The following is a 1,729-nucleotide window of genomic DNA, read 5'->3' on the forward strand; positions in this document are numbered from 1 at the left end:
GCACCATACCGACTACTGCCTGCGGGGCGCTCTGATGAACCATATGGCCAGCGCCCGGAATCACCTCGAGGAGAGACCCACCAACTTCGCCATGCAGGCGCCGTGCATTCCGTTCCGCATCGAACAACCGGTCTCCAGATCCCGCCAGGATGCCGGTCGGTACGGAAATGTCCTTATAGCTGGCCTTCTCCGACAGGGCCGCGGCCAGCATAGATGCTGACTCCGAACAAACCGCCCGCAGTTGGGAAGGGCGGCTGGCGGCATCCTTGGCGGATGCGGCGAAGTCGCTGGCGATCATAGCGGGTCGAAATATCTTTTCCATTGCCCAAGGCCAGGCCAGCCTCACAAGCAGCGGCAACAAGGTGTGGCGAAACCCCGTTCCGATCACCGGCAATGCCGGGAGTGCGGCCAGTGCAAGATCCAGCCGCGGTGGCGGATAGTAATAGCCTGAGACAAGCACAATGCCGGCGACCGATGAAGGATGCCTGCGCGCCAACTCGAGGGCGATCCAGGCTCCCCAGGAATGTCCAAGGACGAGATATTTCTTAATACCCAATCTGCCGGCGGCGGCATGTATGAGGTCGGCTTGGTCGCAAGCGGACCAGCGCCGGGTGCGCGAACGTGAGCTTCGCCCAAAGCCGGGACGGTCAAATGCGAGCACCCGGTAGGTCTTTGCCGCCTCATCGAAGACGCCGCTCGACTTGAAATCCTCCGCCATGGATCCATTGCCATGCAGGAGAAGCAGCGGCATGCCGGTTCCGGCTTCGATAAAATGCAGGCGCAGACCATCAATTGCCATCATACGTCCGCATGTCAGGCTGGCGATCGCACGTTTGGCGCGGATGGCGTTGTATCCCGCTAGTGCCGCTAATGCAGCGACGGACAATCCGGCCGCTAGTTTCGCCCCGTCTCTGTCCAACGCCATGCGCGTGCCTTAGAAGCTGTCTGCGTGGCCCAACCTTCGAGGTCACAGCTTGTTCCGCCACCCTGTGCCCGGCGCGGAAGGCTTTTCAACGCCTGGCGATCGCCATGGCCGCGATCTTGCAATGATCCATGCTTGCGTCCCGAGGAGATGCTCCCCGGGATAAACGATCGTTCCATCATCGCGCACACAGCGCCTGGCGTCAGGCTGGCCTCCTCGGCATGACCGGCCCAAGAGTATGCATGACGCGTCAGCCTTCTCCGAGCAGGTAGTCGGAAATAATGCGGCGGTGGCACCGCCACCAGACGGCTTCCGCGCACATGATTGGGCAGCGATGCCGGCTGCTAAGCTCTCGCAGTTCCGCCAAGCCTTTGGCGAACGGCTCCGCCGGTGAGCGCTGTCTGCTAACGTGGCTCTCTTTGGAAAAGTAAGCCCGCTGCCTGGGCGGGGGGCTTGGGGTTAGGCAGCGGGCTTCGTAGGCGATTAGGGGTTCAGACGAACCGAACCCACGCAAACGATGCTCTCAGAGTGTTAACGAGACCTTAACGAAGCTCGGAGCGTTTTACCAATCTTGGCGACCTGTGGATAACCCTCGCAGTTACGCGTTCAATGACAGAGTTGAGGTCCACGGCTTCGCGGTCCCCTGGACAGCGTATTTCGAAAGTTCAGCAAGGTGCATCTCATGTCTTTCGTCCATTGAAGCCCGCCCGCGAGAACCGTGGCCCCCTAGTGCGGATCCAGCCAAGATGATTTTCCCGCGTTCCTCGATAGCCCGTTGTCTAATTGAATTGCTGTGTACTGCTCGGC

General features: G+C 60.6%; 2 protein-coding genes. Both read right to left on the bottom strand.

What is annotated here, in order from left to right:
• Positions 1-925 (bottom strand): alpha/beta hydrolase (locus tag EN925_RS34680; protein WP_164769543.1); only part of this gene is annotated, 925 nt, incomplete at its 3' end.
• Between the two features lie 247 nt (positions 926-1,172).
• Entirely contained in the window at positions 1,173-1,436 is a 264-nt protein-coding gene (locus EN925_RS41735; RefSeq protein ID WP_164755114.1) for a DUF488 domain-containing protein, read from the bottom strand.
• Positions 1,437-1,729: the final 293 nt, after the last annotated feature.

Source organism: Mesorhizobium sp. M7A.F.Ca.US.006.04.2.1 (genome assembly GCF_004022915.1).
In the GTDB taxonomy this organism is placed as follows: domain Bacteria; phylum Pseudomonadota; class Alphaproteobacteria; order Rhizobiales; family Rhizobiaceae; genus Mesorhizobium; species Mesorhizobium ciceri.